1 protein-coding gene and 1 pseudogene are annotated in these 1,413 nt (G+C 36.2%); one reads left to right on the top strand and one right to left on the bottom strand.

Features of this window, described 5'->3' with window-relative positions:
- Positions 1-233 precede the first annotated feature (233 nt).
- A pseudogene (locus tag JEQ21_RS10360) lies at positions 234-512 on the bottom strand (transposase); the annotation flags it as partial.
- A 174-nt stretch (positions 513-686) separates the two neighbouring features.
- Between JEQ21_RS10360 and JEQ21_RS09775 the strand changes: the two are divergent.
- A complete protein-coding gene (locus JEQ21_RS09775) occupies positions 687-1,295 on the top strand; it encodes a helix-turn-helix domain-containing protein (RefSeq protein ID WP_199365311.1) in 609 nt (202 codons plus the stop codon).
- Positions 1,296-1,413: the final 118 nt, after the last annotated feature.

Raw genomic sequence — 1,413 nt, 5'->3', positions numbered from 1 at the left:
TCGTCTTAACTGCTAGAAAATTTGTGCGTCTGGTGGATGTGCTACTACGCAACCGCCAACTCTATACGCCACCAAGGAGGCTTATGGAAGATACCTATTAGGATCTGCACACTCCTTGAAAATCTAGCGAAAATTGATTGAAAAACATCATTTTTCGCTAGCTCTTTTCAGTGCGCCCTTTTTTCTGAAAAAAAAGAGTAACTGCTCAGAACTTTGAAATTGACTTTTCACCACTAGACTTTTAAGGAGATACTCTGAATACCGATATGTTCTAGTCTAGAGTAGTTACTCATGTTCTCACTTAATTGAATCATTAATCTGATTCCACACCATAGTAAACGCTCTTTCAATGATTTCGTGACATATCCCTTGTCGCCATGGATAATTGAGAAAGGGCTGGAGATAAGTAGTTCGTAAGCGATTTGACTATCATGAACTGAGACTGGTGTGACCACATAATTTACTGGAAAACCGTTATCTCCAACTATTACTGGAAATTTAATACCATAGTAATGTACTTTACTTTGCGTATCATGTCTTCAACTCATAATGTTTTTGAGTTTATGATACGCAAAGTTTTTTTATTATTTCCAAGATTAACTAACACAACAGGTATAGATATATTTACTCAGTTGACAGTGCACGCTTATGGTGATAGTATTTGACTTAAACGAGGAGGAAACCTTATGATTTTAGGAGAAACGTATCGTGCCTTACGTGAAGAAAAAGGAATTTCAATTTCGTCTCTTGCTGGAGCTGATATTTCAAAATCTCAAATTTCTAGATTTGAATTAGGAGAAACAGAGATATCCGTCTTTAAACTTCTTTACCTGCTGGAAAAAATCGGTACTACGTTTGAAGAGTTTCTGCTGGCCTGCAATCATTATAAACCAGCAGAATTCACAATTTTTATGAATACTGTTCAAAGTTCGGCCTATCAACATGATATTCACTTACTTCTTACACTGGCAGAGCAAGAGAAACAATTTTTCGAAGAAACTCAATCACATTACCATCGTTTAAACTTTATTCTAATCAAAAGTGTCCTCTCAAGATTAACGCAAGTTAAACTAGCAGAGGATGAGCTTGCATATCTCTCAGACTATCTGCTAACTATTGAAAATTGGGGATACTACGAAACACTCTTATTAGGGAACTGTTCCCATTCCCTACCACCAGATCTCCTATATCTTTATACGAAAGATGCTCTTGAAAAAGGGCAGAGATATACTTCTATCATACGCAACAAGGAAGCACTAATCAATCTACTACTCAATAGTTTACAGTGGTGTTAGTATGATTTCATGGACACGATTTGGTAGAATTATCTCAAACCAAAGGAGAAGTCCATATGTCACAAAAGTATAGTAAAGAATTCAAAGAAACCATCGTAAGCCTTTATGAAACCGGTAA

The organism is Streptococcus sp. 121, assembly GCF_016458205.1.
GTDB lineage: Bacteria > Bacillota > Bacilli > Lactobacillales > Streptococcaceae > Streptococcus.
Note: the sequence above shows the minus strand (reverse complement) of the source record. Positions and strands in the feature narration are given on the sequence as shown.